Source organism: Pseudomonas sp. (genome assembly GCF_050739775.1).
GTDB lineage: Bacteria > Pseudomonadota > Gammaproteobacteria > Pseudomonadales > Pseudomonadaceae > Aquipseudomonas.
Window position 1 is genome coordinate 22,574 of the sequence record NZ_JBOICA010000031.1, and the last position, 24,579, is coordinate 47,152.

Consider the following 24,579-nt stretch of genomic DNA (forward strand, 5'->3'; position numbering starts at 1 on the left):
GCGGCAAAGTCAAGCAGCAACGCGATAGCTGGGCGAGTCCGCGAAAAGAGGATTGAGGCTAGTCTGTCGGCTGAGTACCAACCTCAATGCTTATGACGCATAAAAATACAATAATTCAATGGCTTACAGAGTTAACGCGTTGGTTTCCTCCTTGTCTTGGTGCGTCTCCTATACTGATTCGCGCCGACAGGTTCAATGCAGACATTCGAACGCCGTCGCAACAGCAGTCAGCGTGCTGACAGCTACCCTCTCAGTCACTGCAAGGAGACCGAACATGGCAATCCGCATTGGTGACGAAGCACCGGATTTCGCCGTCGAAACCACCGAAGGCCCTCTCCATTTCCACGAGTGGATTGGCGACAAATGGGCCATCCTGTTCTCGCATCCGAAGGATTTCACTCCCGTCTGTACCACTGAACTCGGTTATATGGCCAAGCTCAAGCCGGAGTTCGACAAACGCAATACCAAGATAGTCGGGCTCAGCATTGACCCGGTCAGTGACCACCGGGCCTGGGTCGGCGACATCAATGAAACACAGGGTCATGCGGTCAACTACCCCATGATCGGCGACGAGAACCTGGTCGTGGCGAAGCTCTATGACATGATTCACCCGAATGCCAGTGGCGGCTCACGCACTGCGGTGGACAACGCCACGGTGCGTTCGGTGTTCATCGTCGGTCCGGACAAGAAGGTCAAGGCGATGCTGATCTACCCGATGAGTGCCGGGCGCAACTTCGACGAAGTGTTGCGCCTGCTTGATTCGCTGCAATTAAACGCCAAACACACAGTCGCCACCCCGGTGAACTGGCGGCCGGGTGAGGACGTTATCATTCCCACTTCGGTGTCCGACGAGGAGGCCAGGAAGAAATACCCGCAGGGCTTTAAAACGTTGAAGCCCTATCTGCGCACCGTGGCGCAGCCGAAGTAACAACAACCAGCAAGGGCTCAATCACGATTGGAGAATGGATTATGTATCTGGGAACGACTCTACGCCGGACGATATCGATTGGCGTGTTGATTGGGCTCACCCACCTGACTGCCGGCGCCGCGACGACGGTCACCTTGAAGCATGTCCACGGGCTCGCTTTCAGCCAGGATGGGCAACAGCTTTCCATCCCCAGCCATGACGGACTGGCCCTATACCGTGATGGACACTGGAGCAAGGCACCTGGGCCTGAACACGACTACATGGGCTTTTCTGCCGGCCGTCAGGCGATCTATAGCAGCGGCCATCCCGCCAGTGGCAGTGGCCTGGTCAACCCTCTCGGGCTAATCAAGAGCAGTGACGGCGGAAGTACCTGGCAGCAGCTTGGATTTCAAGGAGAGTCGGACTTTCATCTGTTAGCCAGTGGATTCGAGAGCGGGGCTCTATACGTTTACAACACGCACCCGAACTCGAAAATGACCTCTGCTAGCTTGTACTACAGCCTGAACGACGGAGCCACCTGGCAGCATGCATCGGCGCAGGGAATGGGGGCAGCACCGAGCGCCTTGGCGGTGCACCCCATCGATAGCAAAATCGTAGCAGTGGCGACTGAAAGCGGCTTGTTCTTATCAAGCGATGCCGGCGAGCACTTCCAGCCAGTTCTCCAGAAGGTTCAGGTGCTCAGCGTCAGCTTCAGCATCGACGGAAAGAGCTTATGGTTCGGTAGCTATGACAAGGTCGTGCAGCTCTCGTCCCTGGACCTGAAGAGCCACGAGATCAGCTCCCTCGGTTTGCCTCCACTCAATCAGGATGCCGTCGCTTACCTGGCACAGAATCCGGTTAATGCTCAGGAGTGGGCGATGGCGACTATCAAGCGTGACGTCTATCTGTCGCAAGACGAAGGCAAGACTTGGAAAGCGATCGCACAGGCGGGGCAAACGTTGGAATAATTCCTCAGACTGCGCGCACCAAACGGATAGGCCAAAATTCAGTTTGTGAGCGTTGAGCCAAGCATCCTTGTTGCTGTTACTTTACTGTTTTGTAGGCATAGCTCGTTTGTCAACAGCGTGTTGCCCCCCGGGGGGGCTTACTAAAGCCCTGTGATGTCACGTGATACGACGTGCTTGGCTTGAAGCAAATTGTTGGCAGAGTTCTGCAGGCGCGATCGTGATGATACAAATGAACCGGCAAGCCTCTCAAAGCAGCTTTGAGAACATCATGAGAATGAAGCGTTCCGCTCGCGATGAACAGGTGCGTGCGGTATATGATGCCGATCAATCGTCGCTGGATCTTGCCGCAGTGCAGATTAAATCGGTCATACGTGGCGTCGGCAGTGCCGCCCCCGTCGTCAGCGAATCTCATGCCTTTTACTTGGTTGATGCGGGCTTCGATATCGGGTATTGATCCAGTTCGGTGACAGCCTCGTGCGGAGAAACTGGCCTTGACACGGGCTCTTTCGTTTTATGAGGCAGCCCCGGTCGTCCGACGCACTGTTCACACAATTTGCAGCCTCAAGGAGCACCTATGTCCGGACAACTTTTGACCGCTCACGCAAAGAGCGTGCTTGCGGCTCTACCAGACTATTCCGTGTTGAATGTCGCGGAGCGAATTCAGCTGGAGTCCGCGGCTGAGAGGACGTTCAATGATCGCGGCAATCGCCCTGTATTCCTGGTGGCGACCCTACCAATATGTCTTGCCGACGTGATCGGCGCCTGGGGCCGCATAGCGCCAGAAGTAGTGCTTGATGAGGTGGCGGACGCGATTGAGGCCCTGCAAGGAACGGTTCTTGCCTAGCATCCAATTAACGCCCCCCTTGGGCACGGCTATTAATAGTTTGTTTTCGCGTGCGCTGCCGCTGACGGGAGCGCCTCCGCACGGCCTCGCCCATGTTGATGGTCTAGTCCTGATAGTCAGGCGCAAGTGCAGCCAAGGGGTCAACGTGTTTAGAACCCCCTTGCAAGCAAGAACATAAAGCAGAAATATCCTCTTGAAGGGCCATCGCCTCTTCCCAAATGCTGTCGACATCACTGGCAGCTACAGTTAGGGGCGAGCCTTCCATTACCGTCAATGCCATGGCGTGCAGACGTAAAAAATTGTCCCGAATACTGCCGATTCCTCCGATTTCAGCAAGGCAGGCATCCAGCCGGTCCACCACGCTAAGCAATTGAGAGGTTTCATAGTCCTGACGCAGGGAATCAAGTGCTTTGGCATCGACTTCCCCATAGGGTGTCACTCGAAACGAAGCGGGTGGGATGTGCATCAGTTCGTCTCCTCAACTTTGCTATTGGGCGCCTGTTGCCCACGAATTGAACCCGCAGCCTGCTGGAAAATGGAATCCTTGATCCAGGGTTCCGGTGGGCGCTTGAGTTTTAGGTTGAATTCTCCAAAGCGTTTGACGTTGCTGGTCAGATAGGGACTAAGAAACGATACGTCCTCATCGGTAAACTGCCAGCCATCACGGGAGAGCTTCTGCAGGATGCGCATCATGTCGACGGTGTTCTGCAGAATCACCGAGGAAGCGATCATATCGTTGTAACGCAAGCGCTTCTGTTGTTCATCGGGATCGTTCTCTGCAATCACATCGCCGCCGAAGGACAGCCACTTCGAGAAGCCGTTGTAGGACTCGATCTTGTTGGTATTTGCGGTTACTTCTTGGCGCAACTCACGGTTGCCAATCCATTTGAGCAGGAAAATTGTCCGGATCACACATCCAAGCTCTTGCGCTGCATGGTAGAGCTTGTTGCGCCGACTGTAAGAACCGAGTTTACGCAGCAGCATTGGTGAGGATATTTTGCCGGCCTGAATCGACAGCGCTACCTGCATCAGATCTTGCCAATGGGTCTCTATCTGGCTCCAGTTGACGGTATCAGTGAAGAGGCTGTTGATGTGCTTGTACTTGACCGAGCGATCGGGCCGATACATGACCAGGTTGCGCCAGTTGCGGATGCGAGGCATTAGATTGATGCCCAGCAAATGGGTGAACGCAAATACTGTGGCGGACTGGCCTTGAGTGTCTGAATAGACCGTATCGACTTCAACGCTATGATCCGCTTTCAGTAGCCCCTCAATGACATAGATGGCCTCCCAAATGCCTGGCGGGATGAAGTGCTGGAAGACCGCGATGTAGTTATTGGCCACATGCCGATAGGCGACTGCGCCCATCTTGCGATAACGGAAGTGGTAGCCCGCGAGTAAGTTATCATCGTAGAAATCGAATTGAGTTCCGTCGGCCGCGACCGCCTTGCCGTCGCCCCAGAGCTTGGGCAAATCGAGCTGAAGGTAAAGTTCGACCAATTCCCGGTTGGCCTTGTCCAGCTTGTCGAGCGGGAGGTGCCGACGATTGGTGTAGGACAGCATGTGTGGGGTCACGTTACCTGCCAGATGGCGAGCGGCCTGGTTCGGCCCTAGGTTGCAGCCCATGGCGAAGATCGTCATTAGGTAGCGCTCGGCCGGCTCCTTCAGCTTGGGATCGCTACCAGATATCGGCCCGAAATGCCGAGTGAACTGAATCCAGTGTTCGATGTTGGCCATGATGTCGAGCACATGCCTGGCAGGCATTCGCTGCGTAATCGCCGTTTGTAGCGAGATTGCTGAAGGCGGGATGTCACGGGCGACCACTCGGCGCAACACCGGTTCTCCTGCCTCATTAATCGACACATCGCCGCGGCAATTGGGGAATTTGTCATCCAACTGCTGAGCAGTACTCTCAAGTTGTTCCTTCAAGCTGGCGACAAACTCTTTGGCCGTACTCGGCAGGCCGACCTTTTCGCAGTACTCCGGCAGACGGGCCAAACACTCATCCCAAGGCAGTAACTGTTTGCGGTAGTCAGCAAACGACTCCGAGCCCAGAACACAGATATCCCCAGAGCGAAGCTCGTTGGCTAGATGGGAAAACACGCAGACTTCCAGGAAGCGCCGGTTGGTCGGTGGCCCTTCGCTGGGGGAACGCCGAACAATTTTGAGCCAGCGATCCGAGGCGAACGACAAATCCACATGCTCGTCGATCCATTCCCTGTGCAGGTTCTCGTTGTCCTGGACCATCTGCAGAGCCTCGATAAGCGAGCGGTCCTGGGTTGTTGGCTCCAGTTGCAGCAAATGGCTCAGACGGAACAGTAATGATCGATGGGACTTAAAGTGCTTCCAGAGTAGTGGAAGATAGTTACTCCCTCCCGTCGCCTGGACTTCTGCGCAGGCCTCGCGAAGCTGATCAAGATTCCCCTCGGGGGACAGATACTCGCGAATCAAGCTGCCAGCTTCCTGATCACTTGGTTCTTGGCTGAGAATTTGAATCACACCATCCAAGGTTGCCACGAGCAATTCTAGTTTTTTACGCTGACGTAGCTGAATCTGCTCTAACTCATCTTTGGCTCGTTTGTGAATGGTAGCGATTCGTTTGATGAACATCTCAGCAAGGTGATCACGTGCTCGTACACGCATGAGGTAGATCAGAGCCAGCATCAAGGTGTAGCGCTTTGGAAGCGAACAATCCTTCAGTTCAGACACATCCGACTTTGCCGCTTGATTCGCAAAAAACCAAATCTTGGTATCCACGATCCCCTCAAAGATGGCGTCGAGATCACCGAACCCCTCCAACCAGTCCAAATGGTCGATCAGTATCTCCAAGTGTTTACGTGATGGTTTCTTGGGGACTTGTTTCAGGACGTTGAAGTCGCTTTGGCGACGACCAAAATCGGTGTCAAGAAGGTCTCTTAGACGGTAGATCATATCAATCGGGGCTCTATCGACGACGCAATTGAAAATCTTTTCCTGGAGAGCAACTTGTGCATCTTCAGCCGCGTCATTGAGCGTTGAGTAGGCCGGTAGTTCGTAGCCTCGCTCAAGCAGGACGCCAATCAAGACATTGATAACGTCAACACGTTGATCAAGGACCACTACGGTTTCGTGGGCAGTTTCCTTCGCGATTTTTAGGGCATCGCTACCATAAAACGGGGTGATCTGTAGATATTGGCGGATAGCTGTTTGATGACGATACAGGGTTCGGGAGTTCGCATAACGAGGAACTATGCGCGCGCCGTAACTTAAGCAAGACCTGACATGATTGACGATTTCAGCTGAAATCTCTTCGAGAGCGGGGAAGTAATGAAGCTGTTGGAATGCTTTCAGCAGAACGGCTAACCCAATGGTAAGCGCAGGACTTTTAGCCGATCTAGAGAGCCATTCGAGCTCAGATTCCGAGAGCGAGTAGCTTTGATGAAGTTCTTTCGACGACAGATTCGTTGGCAGCTTCGGATAGGCTGTCCGCTCCAGAGAGGCCATGGAGTTCGTCCCTCAAGGAAAAGCAAAAGCTTCAGCATAGACGGCTAAACACAGGATGAGAGAAGGCAACACAACAAAAAACTAAAACATTATCTATATCAATATGTTACATAGAAGATGTCCTAATTTTCCTTTATCTCGGCACAACCCCGTATGGCAGGCCATGCAGTCAGCGGCGCGGGCGAGGTATTCACCCCGCTCGATCTGCTGCCGGTCGGCCGCCTGGGCCTGTTGGGCCAGCATCAGTGGCACGGCCATGCCCACCGCCATGGCGAGGCGGGAAACGAGTCGTTTCATGCTCAACCCTCCTTGACCAGGCCGAGATCGAGCAACACATCGCGCGTGGCGGTGTAGTAGCGCACGTAGCCGGTGCAGCGGCAGATGTGATGGCCAAGGCTGTCTTCGATCACCTGTTCCATCTGGCTTTTCTTGATCGGCTGGCGCTGCAGCTTTTCCACCAGTACCGTGGCCGCGTTGACGAAGCCAGGCGCACAGTAGCTGCACTGGAAGCTGAACTGGTCGACGAACTTCTGCTGGATCGGGTTGAGTTCGGTGACCTTGCCGCTCTCGTCAACTTTGGCGTGGCCTTCGATCGTGCGCACCTTCTTGCCTTCGAAGTAGTGCGCGCCGGTGATACAGGTGCGTACCTGCTCGCTGGTGCCGTCGGGGTTGTCGACAATCACTACGCAGGCGTGGCAGATGCCCTGGCCGCAACCCAGGCGCGAGCCGGTGAGGTTACGGTACTCGTGGAGGTAATCGATCATCGGCAGATCATCGGGGACCTCCACCGGACCGACGGATTGACCATTGAGGGTCAGTTGCAGCGGACGATTAGCCATTGAGGGCCTCCTTGATGCGCGCAGGAGTGATAGGCAGGTCGCGAATACGCTTGCCGATTGCGTGGGCCACGGCGTTGCCGATGGCACCGACCACCGGGATCATCACCACCTCGGCGATGCCCTTGGACGGGTCGCTCGGTGACAGCGGCGGCAGGATCTCCGACGTCTGCTTCCAGACCGCAACATCCTTGGCGAGCGGCAACCGGTAACGGTTGAAGTTCCAGTCGCCTTCCCCAGGGCCGCCTTCATACAGTGGCATTTCTTCGAGCAACGCATGGCCGATGCCCATGGCGACGCCACCCTCGATCTGGCCCTTGACCAACTCAGGCACCAGCACCCGGCCACACTCGACCCAACTGTGATGGTTGAGTACTTGCACCTCGCCCGATCCCTTGTTCACCTGCAACTCGACCAACGTCGCCACGGGGCTGTAGTAGGTCACCGCCGCGTTGTTCAACTGCGTGTCCGGATAGGTCACGGTTTGCCGATCAAGCAGATGGAAGCCGGCGCTGCTCATTTGCGCCTTTTTCACGTTCGGTGCGCCGTCGCCATACTTGACCGCCAGGCCATCGAGCGGCAGACGCTCACGCACGCCATCGATACTGAACTCGGACTCGGCCCAGCTCCAACGGTTGAAACCGTGCACGCTGGCGCCGGTCACCAGACCGCGTTCATGGGCGCGCTTGGCCAGCACGGCAAACGGCAGCGGCTCCATGCCATTGGCCGTGAGTTTGCCATCGACCCAGTGGGCATCTTCGCGGCGCACCACATAGGGGTTGGCCTGGCCACCGTAAGGGCCTTGCCGCCAGATTTCCAGGGCCGCCGGCCACAAGCCGTGGTTGAACAGCACACGCGCAGCTTCTCGGGTAGCGTGGCTGAAGTAGTACGCCGAGTTGGTTGCCGATGATGCCGAAGCGATCTTGCCGACCCAGCGCGGATTGCGCAGCGCTGCATCCTGCTCAGCCTGGCTCATGAGGTAAGGGTTGCCGCTGCTGGTCAGTTGCAGCTCGTTCCACTCGGTGACGCCGGTTGTCACTTCATTGGCCGGGTTGCCGAGGAAATCGGCAACCACCAGGGCCTGGGAGGTGGACATGCCGGTGCCGATCTCGATACCAATGTGGCGCAGGGTGATATGCCCAGAGGCGGTGAACTCGATACTCGCCATCGGTGCTTCGGAGCCGGTACCGAAGTCTTTCTGGCAGATCGCAAAACCAATGCCGTACCAGTTGTCCGGGTCCTGCGCATCGAATTGCTGCTTACGTGCGTCGCGGTTCTTCCAGACGTCGTGGGCGGCCGCCTTCTCGAGGATCTCGTTCAGCCGCAGGGCGCCTGCAGGCACTGCACCCTGGGTGTTCTTCATGCCCGAGAGCAGCACGTTCTTCTTGCGCAGATCGATCGGGTCGATACCCAGGCGACCGGCAATTTCATCCACCATCATCTCGGTGGAGGCCATGCTCTGCAGGGTGCCGTAACCGCGCATGGAGCCCGCTTCGACGCCGCGTGAATGGTAAGCGGTGACCTGTAGATCGTTCTGCGGCATGTAATAGATCGACTGCGCAGCCGTGGCACCGACTGCCGCCACCGACGGGCTGTAGTTGATCCGGCCGCCACCGTCGACGCTCATCTCGGCGCGGAAGATCTTGAAGCTGTGATCCTTCTTGTCCACGGCCAACTGGTAACGGATATCGAAGGGGTGCCGCTTGATGCCGCTCTGGAACTGCTCATAGCGATCATTGGCCAGGCGTACTGGTACTCCTGCGCCATACAATGCTGCCAGGGCTGCGTAGTAGACGAAGATGTTGTGGTCCTTGGAGCCGTAGCCAACGGTGTAGCCCGGGTGCATGTTGAGCTTGCCGAGGCCGAAACGCGACGGTGCGATCATTTTCGCCGTTTCGGTGGCCGCTTCTACCGGGCATTGGGTGGCCACGACGAAATGCAGGGTCTTGCTCGCCGGATCGTACCAACCGTTGCCGTTGTCCGCTTCCAGCGCAGCGGGTTCGATGGAAGGGGTTTTATAGCGTTCATCGAACACCAGCCAATCTTCGGGCGGTGTTTCCAACTGCTGCTTCATGCGCTCAGCATAAAACAACCCACGCTCGGTCAGGTTGCCATGCAGGTCAGGTTGCGAGTTCCAGACCGGGCGCCGCTCACGGATCATTGGGAACAGGATCGAATCCTTGAGGCTGGCGAACTCGTCTTCGTCTGCCGAAGTCGGGCCGCCGACGCGTACATAGCGGAAGCTGCCATAGGGGTCACCCTCGTAGTAGGGCACCGTGGCGCCGTAGCGGATGGCCTTGTCATTGAACTTGAGCTGGGCCTTGGCCTGGCGGTAGCGCTCGAAATCGTTCCAGATCAGGATCGCGACCGGATGGCCAATGAACATCGGCACCTTGCCGGCAGGCAGCAGCGGGTCGGGCGCGTGTTCTTCGGGGAAGGCGATACCGTCTTTTTGCAAATCCTCGGCGGTGACGATGCGATCAGGCTGCAACTCGGCACCCAGCCAGGACAGGTCGTAGCCGTCGTAAATGCGGTCGGCGCGAATGGTTTTCAGCAACATGGCATGGCCCTGTTGCTGCGGCCAGCCGGGCATGTCCCGGGAGCGGATGTCACGGGCAAACACCTTGCTGCCACAGACCTTGGACAATGCATCGTTGCGAATGCGCGCCTGGCCATTGCTGCCCAGCCATTGCTCGGCCGGCACGGTCACGCTGTTTTCCATCAAGGCAGCGAAAGCCCGGCTGCCGAGTGGGGCCAGCGTCACGCTGACGCCAGCAACCAGCCCGCCCTGAAGGAAGGAGCGTCGGGATATGTCACGGTTGGACATGGGTAATCCTCTGAGCGCTAATGATCTGCGCCCATGTCGTTATGTTCTTGGATAGCTTAGGCCATGTGGAAGCCCTTCCAGATATTGCGAAGGGTGGAATTCTGACAGAACAAAGTTGACCTTAAGGTTAACTTTATCGAATTTGTCCGCCCAAGACAAAGTAATAGCAGTTCAGACTTGTTGGGGCGGCCCTGACGCTTAGGCGATCACAGGTCAGGCAAGCAGGACTTCATCATCGTCTTGATCAAGCACCAGAAATGATGCGGATCCGCCGCTACTGCGCCGGAGGCCTGGCCGCCATCGATCTGGTGGTGGAGCTGCTGGCGCGGGGCTGCGGGCGGACGTGCGCACTGAAGGGGCTGGCCGACATGCTGGTGGACGAGACCCACAGCAGCCAGCGCCAGTTGAAATCCCGGGTAGCGACTGGCTCCGGAATGGGCCCTGTCGATCGCGCGATCGCCCTGATGCGGCTCTGGATGGCATCCGACCGTTGCATCGAGCAACTGGCCGAGGGTGTCGACATCTCCCGCCGCCAGCTCGACCGCCTGTTCCGTGCCAATCATGGCGTGACGGCTAGCGAGTATTGGGCCGAGATGCGCCTGCGCCATGCGCAGTGGCGCCTGCTCAACTTGCTACAATCCTGAGGAATGAGGGGAGGCCACCGACCGCTTCCTATTGCACCAGCAGCCGATCCGTCGGCTGAAAGGGTCGTGGACATTGCCTGTGATGTCTGCTGTCAGATCACTCGCGTGGAAGGCTATGCGTTGTTTGCGCTGATGTTCAATACCGGTGCTCGCATGCAGGAGTGCCGCACATGCATCATGTGCCATCAATCAAGTGCCAATGCGCCAAATTAGATCAGTACACTGATGAAGTGAACGTTGTAGATGCCGGGTTGATTGTCAAAGTATTTTCCCGGGGGGAGGGCACAGGAAATCAGGCTTTACAGGCATGAACCCAGCACCCTAATCTTGCTTTTGCCATAGCCGACGGGCGCCGACCAAGCCGTCCGAAGGCGGCTCGACTCTCGCAGCGACCCTTGCGGGGCTTCGGGGGAACCTCCAGGAGAAAGACAATGTTGTTCACCGACGTCGTCATTGAACAGGCCGAGGGAGCACCCATCCCAAGCGCAAGGCGCGCCGTCACTGCTGTGGTACTGGCTGCGGGCTTGAGTCGCCGGATGGGGCGCGAGAACAAATTGCTCCTGCCGATCTCTGGCGAGCCGCTCATCAGGTTCGTCGTTCGTGCGGCGCTCCAGGCTCGCTGTCATAGGGTCTTGGTGGTACTGGGGCATGAGGCGCAGAGCGTTCGGCGAGCTCTGGTCGATCTTCCGGTCGATTTTGTGTTCAATGAAACCTTCGAAGAAGGCATCGGCTCGTCAGTACGGGTTGGCGCGAACGCTGTCAGTGATCAAGATGCGGTGGTCTTTTGTCTGGCAGACATGCCTAGCATCAGGGCAAGTGTCATCGATCAATTAATCGACGCCTTTGAGGAGAACCCCGGCTTTATGGGCTTCCAGGCCAGTTATGGTGGAAAATGCGGCAATCCCGTGCTATGGGCGCCAGGTTGCTTACCCCTGCTGCGAGAGTCTGCAGGCGATGAAGGCGCTCGACCGCTATTACGGCAATATAGCAAGGCGGTGATGTCGGTCAATGTCGGGGTGTCGTCAGTGATTGATGACATTGACACCCCCGAAGACTACTCACGTGTAAGCAACGGGTAGGCAGATCGTACTGTTATCTGCGCCCCCTTCGATGATCACCTTTAGCGACTGCATGGCGAACTCCTTGGCGAAAAACTCATGACTCGGGGGCTTCTTCGTCCTTGTTGATCGCCACATTCACTTCAGAGGCGAAACCGATCTACCGATTGCAAGAGCTTGCCCGCCAGGCTGGACAGTTCATCGGTGGTCGCCGCGGTCTGGCCGATGATCCGGCTGTTGCCTTCGGACATGCCAGCAATCATTTCCACCTGATGGGCGATTTCATTACTGGCCAGGCTCTGCTCAGCGATAGTCCGGGTAATGTCATTGACCTGCTGAGTCGTATTCAGTGTGGCTTCGAGGATTTCGCGAATGGCGCGCTCGACGTCAGCGGTCACCACCATGCCTTTGTCGACCTGCGCAACGCCTGCCTCCATGCTACTGACTGCCTCGCGCGTGCCTTGCTGGATACGCGCGACCATGCTGGCGATTTCCTGGGTGGAGGCGCTGGTTCGTCCGGCCAGGCTCCGCACCTCGTCGGCAACCACGGCAAAACCACGCCCCTGCTCACCGGCACGAGCGGCCTCGATGGCGGCGTTAAGCGCGAGCAGATTGGTTTGGTCGGCGATGCCCTTGATCACCTGAATGATACTAAAAATCGACTCGGACTCTTTGTCCAGTGTGCGGATCACCTGTGCCGAGTGCTGCGCCGAGCGAGCGATGCCGTCCATATCGCTGACTACCTGCTGAATCACTTGGCCGCCATCCTTCGCCAGCTCTTCGGCCTGGTTGGCCATATTCCGTGCACGCTCGGCATGCCCCGTGATTTCCTCGATGCTCACGGTCATTTCGCTGGCCGCAGCGGCCATGGTGCTGGCCGCTTCGCTTTGCTGCTGACTGCTGCCGGCCACCAAATGGCAGCCGCTGCTCAATTGCTGGCTCATGTCACTCACGCCATGGGCGTTGCTGCGAACCACCTCGATCATGCCGCGAAGGTCACGCTGCATGGTCGCCAGGCTGCGAATCAGGGTGCTGGCTTCGTCCCGTTGCCTGGGCTCGACTATCGGCTGGCTCAAGTTGCCATGAGCAATGCTGTCGGCAATCCGACTTGCAGACCGCAACGGGCCCATGATGCTGCGAATAACCCATTGTCCCTGGGCAAGTAGCAATAGCAAACTGGTGATGAGCACGCAGCCGAGGGTGAAGTTGGCGTTGCTGATAGCTCTCTGTGTGCCTTTGCTGGTCAGTTGGGTGTTGGTTTCGATCAGCTCGCTGAGAGCGGCCATCTCGCCTTCCAACTGGATGAACGTGTTGTTGAAAGTGTTCAGTTCCAGCTGAGCGGCATCCGGGTCGTCGAGAGCCAGCCCGACGATGCGTTCGGCCCCACTGATATACGTGTCGAGGCTGGGCCTGACGTTATGCAGAGCCGCTTTGATGGTGTCGTTGACCGGCAGCTTGAGGTTGTCGCCGAGCACCTCACGAAAGTGCGCCGCATGTTCATCGATGGAGCCGCGCACCTCTGCTTGACCGCTGGTGCTTTTGCCCACCCCTACCAGCATTGCCGATAGCACGTCGGCGCGAAGCGCGTCGTGCATCATGTCGGCTTCAAGGTGATTGCGCAGTGCGGTCATACTGACCTCATTGTCATTTATCGCTTCGGCCATCCGGGCACTCCCCAGGTAACCGACCAGACTCATGATCAAGGCGGTAATCAGGCCTGTAGCCATCAACACAAGTAAGCGTAGTTTTATCGACACCCTGTGATTCCCCTATTGGCATATGCGAGGTCAGCTGGGTAAAGCTAGCTGCGGGTTGCTTAACTCCAAGAGTTATCGGCGGCTCCAGCCTGTTACTTAAGGTTTTTCCACACAGTTCTGTTTTTCGACCTCCTGCATACGATGAGGGGTGGGAACGATCACTGATCAAGGTCAGCCTGGCCTACCGCAAGATCACCTGGCCCCACATGGTGTCTGCGGCATCTTCCAGGCGCCGGTAGGGAAGCTGCGACTCGATGAGCGCGTGCAAGCGGCGGGGCAGCGCTAGGTGGTCGCGCCGGCCGAGCAGGCACAGGACGGTGCCGAACGCTGAGAACGGGAAGATATCCGGGCGGCGCAACCCCAGCCAGATGCGCTCGAGGCGGGCGATGCCGGTTTCGTCGGGGGCAGCGGCATAGTAGGCACCGTTGATCGCCCCATCGAGGCGCCGACGACAAAATCGGGGGTGATGCGCGCGCGGTTCAGCGCCTTGAGCATGCCGACCTGCACGGCACCGAGGCTGCCACCGCCGGCCAGCACGAACGCGGTCTTTCGGGCTTTATGCTGATTCATGTAAACCGTCCCAAGACTCATCCGCCCCCGAGGGGACGCGGTCAACCCTGCAACGTCGCCTCGATGGACAGGTTGTCCAGATCACGCCCGACCGATGCCGCCGCGACGAGTATCCCCGCGCGAAAGAACCGCGCCGTGAAGTCCTGTTTCGACAACGTGCCGTCGATCCGGACTTCGTCCCAACCGCCCGCGTAGCCGGTGTAGCGAAGATCCACGCCGTAGTGGTGGGTCCAAAAGAACGGCACATCCGTGAACGCCTGCCCGGCGCCCAGCATATTGGCCGCGGCAGCCTGACCCTGCCGCTGCGCATGTACCCAGTGCTCGACACGAATCAGGTCCGCGCCGTACTGATAGCGCGCCACATCGCCGGCAGCGAAGTGGCCGGCGACCGAGGTCTGCAGGTAGGGATCGACCAAGATGCCGTCTTGTACCGCCAATCCGGCCGCGGCTGCGAGTTCCGTTCGCGGCGCGACACCGGCGCCCACGATCAGCAGGTCCGCGGCAATCCGGGTGCCGTCTCCGAGTGTGAGCACCTTGCCATCGAAGTCTTTGGCCACCGACCGAAGGTGGAACTCCACCCCCTGTTCCTGGTGCAGGCCGGCGATGAAACCGCCCAGGTCGCCGCCGAGCACACGCTCCATCGGCACCTCCTCGGGTGCTACCACATGCACTCTGAGCCCGCGCGCACGCAGGGCCGCCGCTGCCTCCATGGCGATGAAGCCGGCGCCGATCAGGGCCACCGAAGCCGCGCGCTTGCTCGCCTCGACAATGGCCCGGGCATCAGCCAGCGAGCGGAGCATGAATACGTTGCGCCGGTCGAACCCCGGTGTGGGCAGGCGCCGCGGTTCCGCGCCGGTGGCGATGAGCAAGATGTCATAGGCCAGCCGCTCGCCTGATCCGGTCAGCACCTGCCTTGCGTCGGTATCGATCGCGGTGACGTCGCAGCCCAGGCGCAGGTCGATCTGGCGATCGGCGTAGAACGCCGGGCCTTGCAGGGGAATCCAGTCTTCCGGTGCGGTGCCGGCCAGGTAATCCTTGGACAGATTGGGCCGGTCGTAGGGTGCCGAAGCATCGGCGCTGAGCATCGACAAGGCGCCGGTATAGCCCAGCTCGCGCAGCCGTTCGGCCGCGGCGAACCCCGTGGCGCCGCCACCGATGATCACGATGCGTTCCCGCTGGCGGTGTGGCCCCTGCGGCCGCAACGGCCCCGTGGTGGTCTCCCCGGCATGCACGAACACGGTCTCGCCAACGATCTCCACACGCCAGGTCGCCAGCGCTGCGAACGCAGGCGCTCGCAGCGCGGCGCCGGTGCGCAGGCTGAAACACGCATGGTGCCAGGGGCAGCGGATTTCGTCATTGACCACCAGGCCATTGGCCAGTGGTGCACCGTAGTGGGTACAGGTCCCACTGACCGCATGGAGGCCATCATCCAGTCGCACTAGCAGGACGGGGCTTCCATCAACATGGCCGGGGAGCACACCGGCGGACGGCACACTCGCCAAGGGCACGCCTTTGGCCAGATCGGGGGTGGAGGAGGGGGTTTCGGTTTGAGCCATGGCGCGACTCCTTCACTGTGGGTAATCCGCTTGCCTTGCAATCGTCTTGCACGGACCGCACGACCAGGGTCCAGCCGGCAAGGGCAGGTTGCCGTCGGGCGCTGCGGGCACCCCATGCAGCTGCTCGACTGCGTCCACGAAAGCAGGATGCATCAAGATGTTGCCTTACCTATTGCCTGGAAGCCCAGGCTTCAACTTAGTAAAGCAGTCATCGGGCGGGCCCGTCACGATATCGGCGTGGCCAGGGCTTTCGGGCGTCTGTGACCATCGGTGGACATTTCGGGCTCTACCGACCAGGGCTGGTGGTTGAACCTCTGTTCGAAGAGCAACGGGTCTATGTGACCACCCACGCAACACAAGGACGCGAAGCGAGTCAGTCTCCCATGGACCAGCGACGCCTTCACTAGGCTAGGCTGAACGAACCATCTCTCCACCGCCTACGGACGGTGCACCTATCGATAGGAGAAAGCCCATGTTCCCGATCCCTCTCAACCCGCGTGGGGCCATGGCCGCTCTGGCCCTGAGCTGCAGTGTCGCCGCACAGGCCGATATGACTTTCTTCGTCACCAGCGTCGGCATGGGCAAGGGTGCCGACCTGGGAGGTCTGGCCGGTGCCGACCAGCATTGCCAGACGCTGGCCAGCACCGCAGGGGCGAGTCAGCACGACTGGCGCGCCTACCTCAGCACCAGCGCCACCGGCAGCGAAGCCGCGGTCAACGCTCGCGACCGTATTGGCAAGGGGCCCTGGCAGAACGCCAAGGGCGTGGTCATCGCCAGCGACGTCGCGCAGCTGCACAGTGACAGCAACAACCTGAATAAAGACACCGCGTTGGACGAGCATGGCCGCCAGGTGAAGGGGCGCGGTGACACGCCCAACACGCACGATATCCTCACCGGCTCGCAGGCCGATGGAACGGCATTCGTCGGTAGCGATGACCGTACCTGCGGCAACTGGACGCAAAGTAGCGAAGGCGCGGCGATGGTCGGCCATCATGATCGCAAGGGGCTCAGCGACGATGCGCCGGCGCGCTCATGGAACGCCTCGCACCCCTCGCGCGGCTGCAGCAGTGAAACCTTGGCCGCCTCGGGCGGTGCGGGATTACTGTATTGCTTTGCTGCCGATTAAGAGACCGATGATCGGCGGTATGCCATCCGGCGCGGTGCGGGTCATCGCATGCACCGGTCTAGGCAAATCGGCTACTTACAGAACATGGCGGCTAGTTAATATCACGTATGTTTTGACAGAGCGACACAGGCTGATACTCCACTACCCCTCTCTGAGGGGTATTTTTTGACCTGCGAATGTGAAAGCCATACCCTGATTTAGCACGGGGTGTAGGCGAGCTTCAGTCCTATGCAAGACCATGTTGCGCTCTACGGCAAAGTCTGTGCACCAGGTAACGCATCAACCATTCGTTGGCCTGCGCATGTCTTACTCCTGGTTCGACGGAATTACTTGAACGCGATCGGTTCACCGTTGACGGCCCAGCTCACGCCGAAGCGGTCGGTCAGCATGCCGAAGGTCTTGGCCCAGAACGCGGGTGCCAGCGGCATCGTCACCTGGCCACCTTGCGACAGCGCGTGGAACGTGCTGTGGGCCTTGTCGATCGTGTCGTACTGGAGCGCGAGCATCACGCCCTTGACGCCTTCGTATGGCATGCCGGGCGGGGTGTCGCCGGCAAACAGCATCGCGCCACCGGGCAGCGCCAGGCAGCCGTGCATGATGCCGTCCCCACTGGGTGCGCTGCCGCTATCACAGCCTTCGCCAGGGTTGGCGGACGCAGGCATGTCGGCGTAGCTCATCATGGTTTCGATCTTCGCGCCGAGCGCCTTTTCGTAGAATGCAAAGGCCTCGCGAGTGTTGCCGTTGAAGCTGAGGTAGGGAGTAAGAGTGGTGCTCATGGTGGGCTCCTGTTGCCAACGTGGATGGACTCGATGTGTCGGCATCATTTAGTCGAACGGCTTCGCCGCCTTTCGACAGCCGCAACAAAAATTTCTCAACCCCCACTTTGGCCAACCGGCGCAGTAGAAAGCGGCACTCGGGCTCCTGCCGCGCCAAGGCCGCAGCAGCTCGATAGTGCGTCTGGGCTTCGTGCTAAATAGTCGTTGGGAGCATGTGGATCTCAAGCAGCGCACTTGGTTAATTGCGCTGCTCATCGCTGAACTCGACCAAACCCTCGCCGTAGAGGGCGGAAAGGTGCTGGCGCACGGCCATGGCCGTCACGCCTAGTTGCTGTGCGACCTGCGCCGTGGCCTGGGGGCCTCCCGCTTGAGCAGGAAAAGGACCCGATCCCGACCGGAGCCGGGCGCCTCGGCATTCTTGCTGGCCACACGCATCGGTGCTTCCATTTCCATACTTAGGAAAGTTCATTATTGACATTCGAGGGGCGACGGTCTAGCAGTGAAGTTTGGCGGCTCGGCAGCCCTGCCGGGGGCCTCGGCCGCAGCCTGGAGTGGCGCCATGAGTGAATTCGTCAGGGTCGCCCGCGTGGGCGACATCAAGCCGGGTAGCGGCAAGACCGTGTACCTGGGGGCTACGCCCGTCGCGCTGTTCAACGTCGCCGGCCAGTACTTCGCCATTCACAATAGCTGCCCGCACGAAGACGGCCCGCTGGGCGAAGGCACGCTCTGCGGCTGCGTGGTGACCTGCCCCGTGCACGCCTACGAGTTCGACGTGACCAACGGCGAATGCCTGACGGAATCGGCCTATCGGGTCGAGCAGTTCGAGGTGCGGGTGGAGGGCGACGACATCTTGCTGCGGCCCTCGGCGGAGGCCTGACGCGCTGCTGGTCTCGCTGCCCGGCGCCGCGCTCCGCGACCCGCAACTCCCCCGCGAGCCGTCACCGGCAAGTGCGCGACCGCCCCGAGTCAGTGATTTTTCCGAGTATCTCTACTTTAAAAAGAATATAGTTGCTAAATATGGAGCTGCGCTTCACGGATGAGCGATCGAATCCTCCGTCGTGGGGACGAGGAGGGCAGTGATGAGCACTGATAATGCGAAGATCCGCGAACTCAGCAGTCGGGCGTACAAGTACGGCTTCGTCTCCGACCTGGAGAGCGACGCCGCCCCGCGCGGGCTCAACGAGGACATCATCTGCCTGATCTCGGCCAAGAAGAATGAGCCGCAGTGGCTGCTCGACTGGCGCCTGAAGGCCTACCGTCACTGGCTGACCATGCGCGAGCCGAGCTGGCAGAACGTCCACTACGCCCCCATCGACTACCAGGACATCATCTATTACTCGGCGCCCAAGCCGAAAACCCCGGGGCCCAAGAGCCTCGACGAGGTTGACCCCGAACTGCGCACGATGTTCGACAAGCTCGGCATCTCGCTCGCCGAGCAGGAGCGCCTGACCGGCGTGGCGGTGGACGCCGTGGTCGACTCGGTCTCGGTGGCGACGACCTTCAAGCAAAAGCTGGCCGAGGTCGGCGTGATCTTCTGCTCCTTCTCCGAGGCCGTGCAGAATCACCCGGATCTGGTGCGTAAATACCTGGGTTCGGTCGTCCCCTACAGCGACAACTTCTTCGCCACGCTGAACTCGGCGGTGTTTTCCGACGGCTCCTTCTGCTACGTGCCCAAGGGGGTGCGCTGCCCGATGGAGCTGTCGACCTACTTCCGCATCAACGCCGCGGACACCGGCCAGTTCGAGCGCACCCTGATAGTCGCCGAGGACGACGCCTACGTGAGCTACCTCGAGGGCTGCACCGCGCCGATGCGCGACAAGAATCAGCTGCACGCGGCGGTGGTCGAACTGATCGCGCTGGATGATGCGCAGATCAAGTACGCCACGGTGCAGAACTGGTACCCGGGCGACGCCGAAGGGCGCGGCGGCATATACAACTTCGTCACCAAGCGCGGCAAGTGCGCCGGCAGAAACTCGAAGATCTCCTGGACCCAGGTCGAGACCGGCTCGGCCATCACCTGGAAGTATCCGGGCGTCATCCTCCAGGGCGACGACTCGGTCGGCGAGTTCTACTCGGTCGCCCTGACCACGAACCACCAGCAGGCGGACACCGGCACCAAGATGATTCACATCGGGCGCAACACGCGCAGCACTATCCTCTCCAAGGGGATCTCCGCCGGCCATGGGCAGAACACTTACCGCGGCCTGGTGAAGATCCAGAAGGGGGCGGCCGGCGCCCGCAACCATACCCAGTGCGACTCCCTGCTGCTGGGCAGCCAGTGTGGCGCGCACACCTTCCCCTATCTCGAGGTGAAGAACCCCAGCGCTCGGGTCGAGCACGAGGCCTCCACCTCGAAGATCAGCGAGGAACAGCTGTTCTACTGCCGGCAGCGTGGCATCCGCGAGGAAGATGCGGTGCCGATGATCGTCAATGGCTTCTGCCGCGAGGTGTTCAAGGAACTGCCGATGGAGTTCGCGGTAGAAGCCCAGAAACTGCTGGGCGTGAGCCTGGAGGGTTGCGTCGGCTGAGAGCCGAGGTTTGAAGGCTGAGGTGGAGCATGCTCGAGATCAGGAATCTGCACGCCAATGTCGAGGGCCGCGAGATCCTTCGGGGCATCACGTTGCGGATTGGCGCCGGCGAGGTGCACGCGATCATGGGGCCGAACGGCTCGGGCAAGAGCACCCTGGCCCAGGTGCTGGCGGGCCATGAGGCCTACGAGGTCAGCGGCGAGGTGCTTTATGAGGGCCGGGATCTGCTCGCCATGGCGGCGGAAGAGCGCGCGGTCGCCGGCATCTTCCTGGCGTTCCAGTACCCGGTGGAGATTCCCGGCGTCGGCAACCTCTACTTCCTGCGCACGGCCCTCAACGCGGTGCGCAGGCAGCGCGGGCTCGAGGAGCTCGACGCGCTGGACTTCCTCACGCTGGCCAAGGAGCGCATGGCGCTGGTCGAGATGGACCAGAGCTTCATGAGCCGCGCGGTCAACGAAGGCTTCTCCGGTGGCGAGAAGAAGCGCAACGAGATCTTCCAGATGATGATTCTGGAACCCAAGCTGGCCGTCCTCGATGAAACCGACTCGGGCCTGGACATAGATGCGCTGCGCACCGTCGCCGCTGGCGTCAACGCGCTGCGGCGTGAAGACCGCGCGCTGCTGGTGATCACCCACTACCAGCGCCTGCTCGACTACATAGTGCCGGACCATGTGCATGTCATGGCCAACGGCCAGATCGTGCAGTCCGGCGACAAGACGCTGGCCGTCGAGCTCGAGAAGCACGGCTATGCCGGCTTCGAGCAGGGGCCGACAACCGGAGCCACGCCATGAACGGCGAATCGAGCACGGCGTTCCTCGCCCGCCTCGAACCCAGGGTCGACGGTCGCCAGCCGGTCTGGTTGGGGGATCTGCGTCGCGCGGCGTTCCACTGGGTGGCCGAACAGGGCTTTCCCACGGCCAAGGACGAGGCCTGGAAGTACACGCGAGTCGCGCCCATCCTCGCCATCCCGTTCCAGCCGGCCGGGCCCGGCGCGAGCCGCCAGCTGTCCGCCGCGAACGTCGAGCAGCTCTGCGGCGACCTCGGCGGCCCGCGGATGGTCTTCGTCAACGGCTATTTCGCCGCTGAACTCTCTGCGTTGAAGGGCCTGCCCCCAGACGTCCAGCTCGGCAGCCTGGCCGCTCTGCTCCCGGCCGACAGCGGGGCGCTCGAGGACCTGTTCGCCCGTGCGTTCCACGCGCAACCGCAGGCCTTCACCGCGCTCAATGCGGCTCTCGCCGAGGACGGGGCCCTGGTGCGGATCCCCGCCGGCACCAGGGTCGAGGCGCCGATCCACCTGGTGTTTCTTTCGGCCCCCGGCACTACGCCGCTGGCGGCGCATCCGCGCGCCCTGGTGCAGGTGGGTGCCGGGAGCTGCGCGACCGTGGTGGAAAGCCACCTGGGTAGCGGGGCAGCGGTCTACCTCAGCAATGCCGTCACCGAACTGGTGCTCGAGGCTGGCGCGACGCTCGAGCATTACAAGCTGCAGGACGAGAGCACCTCGGCGTTCCATGTTGCGCTCCTTGACGTGCGCCAGGCCGAAGACAGCCGCTTCGTCGCGCACTCCTCGGCACTCGGTGCGGCGCTGGCGCGGCAGGAGGTGCGGGTGCTGCTCGAAGGCCCCGGCGCCCAGGTCGTTCTTGATGGTCTTTACCTGCCCCGCGGCGAGCAGCACCTGGACAACCAGACGTGCATCGAGCACCTGGCACCGCGCTGCACCAGCCGCGAACTCTATAAAGGCGTGATCGACGGGCGTGGCCACGGGGTCTTCGACGGGCGGATCATAGTGCGCCCGGGCGCGCTGAAGACGGATGCCAGCCAGACCATCAAGACGCTGCTGTTGTCGGCGTCGGCCCAGGCCAACACCCAGCCGCGGCTGGAGATCTTCGCCGATGAAGTCAAGTGCGCCCACGGCGCCGCCGTCGGCCAGCTGGATGAACAGGCCGTTTTCTATCTGCGTTCGCGCGGGATATCCGAGGCGGCGGCGCGGTCCCTGCTGACCTATGCGTTCGCCAGCGAGATGCTCGAACTGATTCGCCTGGAGCCGCTGCGGGCCCGGGTGGAGCGCCTGGTGGCCGCGCAGCTGCGGGGCCTGGAGGTGGCGGCATGAGCAACCTGGAAACCAGCCTGCAGACACCACCGAAACGGCTCGACCTCACGGCCGGCTACGACGTCGAGCGGGTGCGCCAGGCCTTCCCGATTCTCGCAGAGACGGTCTACGGAAAACCCCTGATCTACCTCGACAGCGCTGCGACCAGCCAGAAGCCACAGGCAGTCATAGACGCGATGTCGCGCTTCTTCCTGAAGGAGAACGCCAACGTGCACCGTGGCGTGCACTATCTCTCGGTGCGTGCCACCGAGGAGTATGAGAAGGCGCGGGCGAAGGTCCAGCAGTTTCTCAACGCCGAGCACGTCGAGGAAATCGTCTTCGTCCGCGGCACCACCGAGGCGGTCAATCTGGTCGCGCAAACCCTTGGCAAGACCCAGGTCCACGCCGGCGACGAGGTGCTCATCAGCGCCATGGAGCACCACTCGAACATAGTTCCCTGGCAGATGCTCTGCGAGCAGACCGGCGCCCATCTGCGGGTGGCGCCCATCGACGATGCCGGCGAACTCCTGCTGGATGAGCTGGAACGGCTGATCGGGCCCAGGACCAGGCTGGTGGCGGTCGCCCATGTCTCGAACGTGCTGGGGACCATCAACCCGATCCAGCGCATTGTCGAGCTCGCCCATGCCCGGGGGGCGCGCGTGCTGGTCGATGGCGCCCAGGCGGCCCCGCACCTGAGGCTCGACGTGCGCGCCCTGGGCTGCGACTTCTATGCCCTGTCGGGGCACAAGATGTACGGCCCGACTGGCGTAGGCGTGCTTTATGGCCGCCGCGAACTGCTTGAGGCGATGCCGCCCTACCAGGGCGGCGGCGACATGATCCTTTCGGTCAGCTTCGAAAAGACCCTCTACAACAAGCCGCCCTACCGCTTCGAGGCGGGCACGCCCAACATGGCCGGCGCGATCGGGCTCGGCGCGGCGATCGACTTCCTCGGCGAGCTGGGGGCGGAGGCCATCGCTGCCCACGAGCAGGCTGTGCTGTCCTACGCGCAGCAGGCGCTCGCGGCGGTGCCCGGCCTCCGGCTGATCGGCACCGCGCCGGAAAAGGTCGGCGTACTGTCTTTCGTCCTCGACGGTATCCATCCGCACGATATCGGTACCGTCCTCGACCGCGAGGGTGTCGCGATCCGCACCGGGCACCACTGCGCCCAGCCGCTGATGCAGCGATTCGGCCTGACCGCCACGGCCCGCGCCTCGCTCGGCTGCTACAGCACGGAGCAGGACATCGATGCGCTGGTGGCTGGCCTGGCCAAGGTCCGGGAGCTGTTCCAATGAACGGCGAGCTGCGTGATCTCTACCAGGACGTGATCATCGACCACGGCAAGCGGCCGCGTAATTTCCGCCCGCTGGAGGGCGCTACCCATACGGCGGAGGGCTTCAATCCGCTGTGCGGCGATCAGCTCAGGGTTTATATCCAGCTCGCGGACGGGGTGATCGAGGACATTGCCTTCCAGGGGGCCGGCTGTGCCATTTCCCAGGCCTCGGCGTCCTTGATGACCATGGCGGTCAAGGGAAAACGGCAGGAGGAGGCGCTGGCGCTGTTCGACCGGGTGCATGCGTTGCTCATCGAGGGTCCGGATGCCCAGGCGGCACTTGCGGAGCTCGGCAAGCTGGCAGTGCTCGCCGGGGTCTGGAAATTTCCGGTGCGGGTCAAGTGCGCGACGCTGGCCTGGCACACGCTGCGCAGCGCCCTCGAAGGGGGCAGCGCGCCGGTCACTACGGAGTAAGCCATGGCAGCCGAGCGGCATATTCCCGGCATCCGCTTCAGCGACGCGGCACGGCAGGTCCTGCGCGACGCCCTGGCGGACGGCCGCAGCGGCTTGCTGCGGCTGAGGATCGACGAGCGCTTCGAGCATGAGCTGCTCTTCGGGTCCGGGACGGAGAGGGATATCGGCGTCGAAACGGACGGCATCAGCCTGTGGCTCGACCCCGCGAGCGCGCGCCGGGCCGATGGGCTGGCCATCGACTACGTGCAGGAACTGCGCGGAGCCGGTTTCACCTTCGACAACCCCAACCAGCCGGGCCAAGCCCAGCGGATAGCGCTCAAGCGAGATTGCACGGCCACGCTGATTCCGCGCGGGGAGCCGCTACGGCTGGCACAGGGCGAGTGGGTCGTCGTGACCCAGTCGCTCGGCGGCAGCTTCACGATCAGGACCGCCAGCAGCCAGCTCGCGCGGATCGCAGCCGGCGAGGCCGACGCCCTGGGGCTGAGCATGCCCCAGGCAAGCGCCCAGCCGGCGTCCGGTACTTTGAACCTCCAGCAGGTCCTCGACGTGCTGCGGACCGTCTACGATCCGGAGATCCCGGTCAACGTGGTCGATCTCGGGCTGATCTACCAATGCCAGTTCCAGCCGCTGGAAGGCGGCCAGCGAGTAGTGATCAGGATGTCGATGACCGCGCCCGGCTGTGGCATGGGCGAGGTGCTGAAGGAGGAGGCGCGGGCCAAGGTCCAGGCGCTCCCCGGCGTCAGTCAGGTCGAAATCGAGCTGGTCTGGGAGCCGCCCTGGGACCAGAGCCGCATGTCCGAGGCGGCCCGCCTGCAGCTTGGTTTGTTGTGAGGGGCCCGAAGGAAGCAGTTCCAGAGAACCCATTGTGA

The 24,579-nt window shown here is 61.0% G+C and carries 23 protein-coding genes and 2 pseudogenes; 14 read left to right on the forward strand and 11 right to left on the reverse strand.

Annotated features, from left to right (window positions below; translation table 11 throughout):
• The first annotated feature begins 274 nt into the window (after positions 1 to 274).
• The 4 genes from ACRESH_RS16975 (at position 275) to ACRESH_RS16990 (ending at position 2,719) form a co-directional block, all read left to right on the forward strand.
• Entirely contained in the window at positions 275 to 928 is a 654-nt protein-coding gene (locus ACRESH_RS16975; RefSeq protein ID WP_431743071.1) for a peroxiredoxin, read from the forward strand.
• 41 nt (positions 929 to 969) lie between these two features.
• Positions 970 to 1,875, forward strand: a complete 906-nt coding sequence (locus ACRESH_RS16980; protein WP_431743072.1) for a F510_1955 family glycosylhydrolase — start codon at positions 970 to 972, stop codon at positions 1,873 to 1,875.
• A 229-nt stretch (positions 1,876 to 2,104) separates the two neighbouring features.
• Positions 2,105 to 2,329 (forward strand): hypothetical protein, encoded by a 225-nt coding sequence (locus ACRESH_RS16985; protein WP_431743073.1) that lies wholly within the window; start codon positions 2,105 to 2,107, stop codon positions 2,327 to 2,329.
• A 120-nt stretch (positions 2,330 to 2,449) separates the two neighbouring features.
• Positions 2,450 to 2,719: a hypothetical protein gene (locus ACRESH_RS16990; RefSeq protein WP_431743074.1), complete on the forward strand. Its 270-nt coding sequence runs from the start codon at positions 2,450 to 2,452 to the stop codon at positions 2,717 to 2,719.
• A 103-nt stretch (positions 2,720 to 2,822) separates the two neighbouring features.
• Here the strand turns inward: ACRESH_RS16990 and tnpC are convergent, their stop codons facing one another.
• The 5 genes and pseudogenes from tnpC to ACRESH_RS17015 form a co-directional block, all read right to left on the reverse strand.
• Complete coding sequence (gene tnpC / locus ACRESH_RS16995; protein WP_431743075.1) at positions 2,823 to 3,185, reverse strand: Tn3 family transposase post-transcriptional regulator TnpC; 363 nt, start codon at positions 3,183 to 3,185, stop codon at positions 2,823 to 2,825.
• Positions 3,185 to 6,202, reverse strand: a complete 3,018-nt coding sequence (locus tag ACRESH_RS17000; protein ID WP_431743076.1) for a Tn3 family transposase — start codon at positions 6,200 to 6,202, stop codon at positions 3,185 to 3,187. The genes tnpC and ACRESH_RS17000 overlap by 1 nt, the downstream gene beginning before the upstream one ends.
• A gap of 150 nt (positions 6,203 to 6,352) precedes the next feature.
• A pseudogene (locus ACRESH_RS17005) lies at positions 6,353 to 6,499 on the reverse strand (cytochrome c); the annotation flags it as partial.
• 2 nt (positions 6,500 to 6,501) lie between these two features.
• Entirely contained in the window at positions 6,502 to 7,041 is a 540-nt protein-coding gene (locus ACRESH_RS17010) for a (2Fe-2S)-binding protein (protein WP_431743077.1), read from the reverse strand.
• On the reverse strand, positions 7,034 to 9,865 hold the full coding sequence (locus ACRESH_RS17015) for a xanthine dehydrogenase family protein molybdopterin-binding subunit (RefSeq protein ID WP_431743078.1): 2,832 nt from the start codon (positions 9,863 to 9,865) through the stop codon (positions 7,034 to 7,036). The genes ACRESH_RS17010 and ACRESH_RS17015 overlap by 8 nt, the downstream gene beginning before the upstream one ends.
• A 257-nt stretch (positions 9,866 to 10,122) precedes the next feature.
• Here ACRESH_RS17015 and ACRESH_RS17020 point away from each other — a divergent pair, with 257 nt between their 5' ends.
• On the forward strand, positions 10,123 to 10,509 hold the full coding sequence (locus ACRESH_RS17020) for a hypothetical protein (protein WP_431743079.1): 387 nt from the start codon (positions 10,123 to 10,125) through the stop codon (positions 10,507 to 10,509).
• Between the two features lie 431 nt (positions 10,510 to 10,940).
• Positions 10,941 to 11,588 carry a nucleotidyltransferase family protein gene (locus ACRESH_RS17025; RefSeq protein ID WP_431743080.1) on the forward strand — a complete coding sequence of 216 codons (648 nt, stop codon included), beginning with the start codon at positions 10,941 to 10,943 and terminating at the stop codon, positions 11,586 to 11,588.
• 122 nt (positions 11,589 to 11,710) lie between these two features.
• Here ACRESH_RS17025 and ACRESH_RS17030 read toward each other — a convergent pair whose 3' ends face one another.
• The 4 genes and pseudogenes from ACRESH_RS17030 to ACRESH_RS17045 form a co-directional block, all read right to left on the reverse strand.
• Positions 11,711 to 12,574: a methyl-accepting chemotaxis protein gene (locus ACRESH_RS17030; RefSeq protein ID WP_431743105.1), complete on the reverse strand. Its 864-nt coding sequence runs from the start codon at positions 12,572 to 12,574 to the stop codon at positions 11,711 to 11,713.
• Positions 12,569 to 13,294, reverse strand: a pseudogene (locus ACRESH_RS17035) (HAMP domain-containing protein); the annotation flags it as partial. The gene ACRESH_RS17030 and the pseudogene ACRESH_RS17035, both read right to left, overlap by 6 nt.
• 312 nt (positions 13,295 to 13,606) lie before the next feature.
• Complete coding sequence (locus ACRESH_RS17040) at positions 13,607 to 13,894, reverse strand: patatin-like phospholipase family protein (RefSeq protein ID WP_431743081.1); 288 nt, start codon at positions 13,892 to 13,894, stop codon at positions 13,607 to 13,609.
• 41 nt (positions 13,895 to 13,935) lie between these two features.
• On the reverse strand, positions 13,936 to 15,450 hold the full coding sequence (locus ACRESH_RS17045) for an FAD-dependent oxidoreductase (protein ID WP_431743082.1): 1,515 nt from the start codon (positions 15,448 to 15,450) through the stop codon (positions 13,936 to 13,938).
• Between the two features lie 472 nt (positions 15,451 to 15,922).
• Between ACRESH_RS17045 and ACRESH_RS17050 the strand changes: the two genes are divergently transcribed.
• Complete coding sequence (locus ACRESH_RS17050; RefSeq protein WP_431743083.1) at positions 15,923 to 16,576, forward strand: hypothetical protein; 654 nt, start codon at positions 15,923 to 15,925, stop codon at positions 16,574 to 16,576.
• 326 nt (positions 16,577 to 16,902) lie between these two features.
• On the opposite strand, the gene ACRESH_RS17055 is transcribed toward ACRESH_RS17050, so the two are convergent.
• Together ACRESH_RS17055 and ACRESH_RS17060 are read right to left on the reverse strand one after the other, a co-directional pair.
• Positions 16,903 to 17,352 (reverse strand): VOC family protein, encoded by a 450-nt coding sequence (locus ACRESH_RS17055; RefSeq protein WP_258443142.1) that lies wholly within the window; start codon positions 17,350 to 17,352, stop codon positions 16,903 to 16,905.
• Between the two features lie 238 nt (positions 17,353 to 17,590).
• Positions 17,591 to 17,830 (reverse strand): ArsR family transcriptional regulator, encoded by a 240-nt coding sequence (locus tag ACRESH_RS17060; protein WP_431743084.1) that lies wholly within the window; start codon positions 17,828 to 17,830, stop codon positions 17,591 to 17,593.
• Positions 17,831 to 17,911: 81 nt separating this feature from the next.
• Here ACRESH_RS17060 and ACRESH_RS17065 point away from each other — a divergent pair, with 81 nt between their 5' ends.
• The 7 genes from ACRESH_RS17065 (at position 17,912) to sufT (ending at position 24,541) form a co-directional block, all read left to right on the forward strand.
• Entirely contained in the window at positions 17,912 to 18,229 is a 318-nt protein-coding gene (locus ACRESH_RS17065; RefSeq protein ID WP_166567184.1) for a non-heme iron oxygenase ferredoxin subunit, read from the forward strand.
• A gap of 202 nt (positions 18,230 to 18,431) precedes the next feature.
• Positions 18,432 to 19,880, forward strand: a complete 1,449-nt coding sequence (gene sufB, locus ACRESH_RS17070; RefSeq protein WP_431743085.1) for a Fe-S cluster assembly protein SufB — start codon at positions 18,432 to 18,434, stop codon at positions 19,878 to 19,880.
• Between the two features lie 29 nt (positions 19,881 to 19,909).
• The gene (gene sufC / locus ACRESH_RS17075) at positions 19,910 to 20,671 is read left to right on the forward strand and encodes a Fe-S cluster assembly ATPase SufC (protein WP_431743086.1); all 762 of its coding nucleotides are present in this window, start codon (positions 19,910 to 19,912) and stop codon (positions 20,669 to 20,671) included.
• Positions 20,668 to 21,987 (forward strand): Fe-S cluster assembly protein SufD, encoded by a 1,320-nt coding sequence (sufD, locus tag ACRESH_RS17080; RefSeq protein WP_431743087.1) that lies wholly within the window; start codon positions 20,668 to 20,670, stop codon positions 21,985 to 21,987. Before sufC ends, sufD begins: the two co-directional genes overlap by 4 nt.
• Positions 21,984 to 23,258, forward strand: coding sequence for a SufS family cysteine desulfurase (locus ACRESH_RS17085; protein WP_431743088.1), 1,275 nt, complete (start codon positions 21,984 to 21,986; stop codon positions 23,256 to 23,258). Before sufD ends, ACRESH_RS17085 begins: the two co-directional genes overlap by 4 nt.
• Positions 23,255 to 23,710, forward strand: a complete 456-nt coding sequence (sufU, locus tag ACRESH_RS17090) for a Fe-S cluster assembly sulfur transfer protein SufU (RefSeq protein WP_431743089.1) — start codon at positions 23,255 to 23,257, stop codon at positions 23,708 to 23,710. The genes ACRESH_RS17085 and sufU overlap by 4 nt, the downstream gene beginning before the upstream one ends.
• 3 nt (positions 23,711 to 23,713) lie before the next feature.
• Complete coding sequence (sufT, locus tag ACRESH_RS17095; protein WP_431743090.1) at positions 23,714 to 24,541, forward strand: putative Fe-S cluster assembly protein SufT; 828 nt, start codon at positions 23,714 to 23,716, stop codon at positions 24,539 to 24,541.
• Positions 24,542 to 24,579: the final 38 nt, after the last annotated feature.

What these genes read in the sequence shown, in the direction of transcription:
- ACRESH_RS17045 (WP_431743082.1), bottom strand. Translation starts at nt 15,450, where the DNA reads ATGGCTCAAACCGAAACCCCCTCCTCCACCCCCGATCTGGCCAAAGGC.
- ACRESH_RS17030 (WP_431743105.1), bottom strand. Translation starts at nt 12,574, where the DNA reads ATGCAGCGTGACCTTCGCGGCATGATCGAGGTGGTTCGCAGCAACGCC.
- ACRESH_RS17060 (WP_431743084.1), bottom strand. Translation starts at nt 17,830, where the DNA reads ATGTCAATAATGAACTTTCCTAAGTATGGAAATGGAAGCACCGATGCG.
- ACRESH_RS16975 (WP_431743071.1), top strand. Translation starts at nt 275, where the DNA reads ATGGCAATCCGCATTGGTGACGAAGCACCGGATTTCGCCGTCGAAACC.
- ACRESH_RS16990 (WP_431743074.1), top strand. Translation starts at nt 2,450, where the DNA reads ATGTCCGGACAACTTTTGACCGCTCACGCAAAGAGCGTGCTTGCGGCT.
- sufD (WP_431743087.1), top strand. Translation starts at nt 20,668, where the DNA reads ATGAACGGCGAATCGAGCACGGCGTTCCTCGCCCGCCTCGAACCCAGG.
- ACRESH_RS17085 (WP_431743088.1), top strand. Translation starts at nt 21,984, where the DNA reads ATGAGCAACCTGGAAACCAGCCTGCAGACACCACCGAAACGGCTCGAC.
- ACRESH_RS17040 (WP_431743081.1), bottom strand. Translation starts at nt 13,894, where the DNA reads ATGAATCAGCATAAAGCCCGAAAGACCGCGTTCGTGCTGGCCGGCGGT.
- sufB (WP_431743085.1), top strand. Translation starts at nt 18,432, where the DNA reads ATGAGCACTGATAATGCGAAGATCCGCGAACTCAGCAGTCGGGCGTAC.
- ACRESH_RS17015 (WP_431743078.1), bottom strand. Translation starts at nt 9,865, where the DNA reads ATGTCCAACCGTGACATATCCCGACGCTCCTTCCTTCAGGGCGGGCTG.
- ACRESH_RS16980 (WP_431743072.1), top strand. Translation starts at nt 970, where the DNA reads ATGTATCTGGGAACGACTCTACGCCGGACGATATCGATTGGCGTGTTG.
- ACRESH_RS17065 (WP_166567184.1), top strand. Translation starts at nt 17,912, where the DNA reads ATGAGTGAATTCGTCAGGGTCGCCCGCGTGGGCGACATCAAGCCGGGT.
- sufU (WP_431743089.1), top strand. Translation starts at nt 23,255, where the DNA reads ATGAACGGCGAGCTGCGTGATCTCTACCAGGACGTGATCATCGACCAC.
- ACRESH_RS17000 (WP_431743076.1), bottom strand. Translation starts at nt 6,202, where the DNA reads ATGGCCTCTCTGGAGCGGACAGCCTATCCGAAGCTGCCAACGAATCTG.
- ACRESH_RS17010 (WP_431743077.1), bottom strand. Translation starts at nt 7,041, where the DNA reads ATGGCTAATCGTCCGCTGCAACTGACCCTCAATGGTCAATCCGTCGGT.
- ACRESH_RS17055 (WP_258443142.1), bottom strand. Translation starts at nt 17,352, where the DNA reads ATGAGCACCACTCTTACTCCCTACCTCAGCTTCAACGGCAACACTCGC.
- ACRESH_RS17050 (WP_431743083.1), top strand. Translation starts at nt 15,923, where the DNA reads ATGTTCCCGATCCCTCTCAACCCGCGTGGGGCCATGGCCGCTCTGGCC.
- ACRESH_RS17020 (WP_431743079.1), top strand. Translation starts at nt 10,123, where the DNA reads ATGATGCGGATCCGCCGCTACTGCGCCGGAGGCCTGGCCGCCATCGAT.
- ACRESH_RS16985 (WP_431743073.1), top strand. Translation starts at nt 2,105, where the DNA reads ATGAACCGGCAAGCCTCTCAAAGCAGCTTTGAGAACATCATGAGAATG.
- sufT (WP_431743090.1), top strand. Translation starts at nt 23,714, where the DNA reads ATGGCAGCCGAGCGGCATATTCCCGGCATCCGCTTCAGCGACGCGGCA.
- tnpC (WP_431743075.1), bottom strand. Translation starts at nt 3,185, where the DNA reads ATGCACATCCCACCCGCTTCGTTTCGAGTGACACCCTATGGGGAAGTC.
- sufC (WP_431743086.1), top strand. Translation starts at nt 19,910, where the DNA reads ATGCTCGAGATCAGGAATCTGCACGCCAATGTCGAGGGCCGCGAGATC.
- ACRESH_RS17025 (WP_431743080.1), top strand. Translation starts at nt 10,941, where the DNA reads ATGTTGTTCACCGACGTCGTCATTGAACAGGCCGAGGGAGCACCCATC.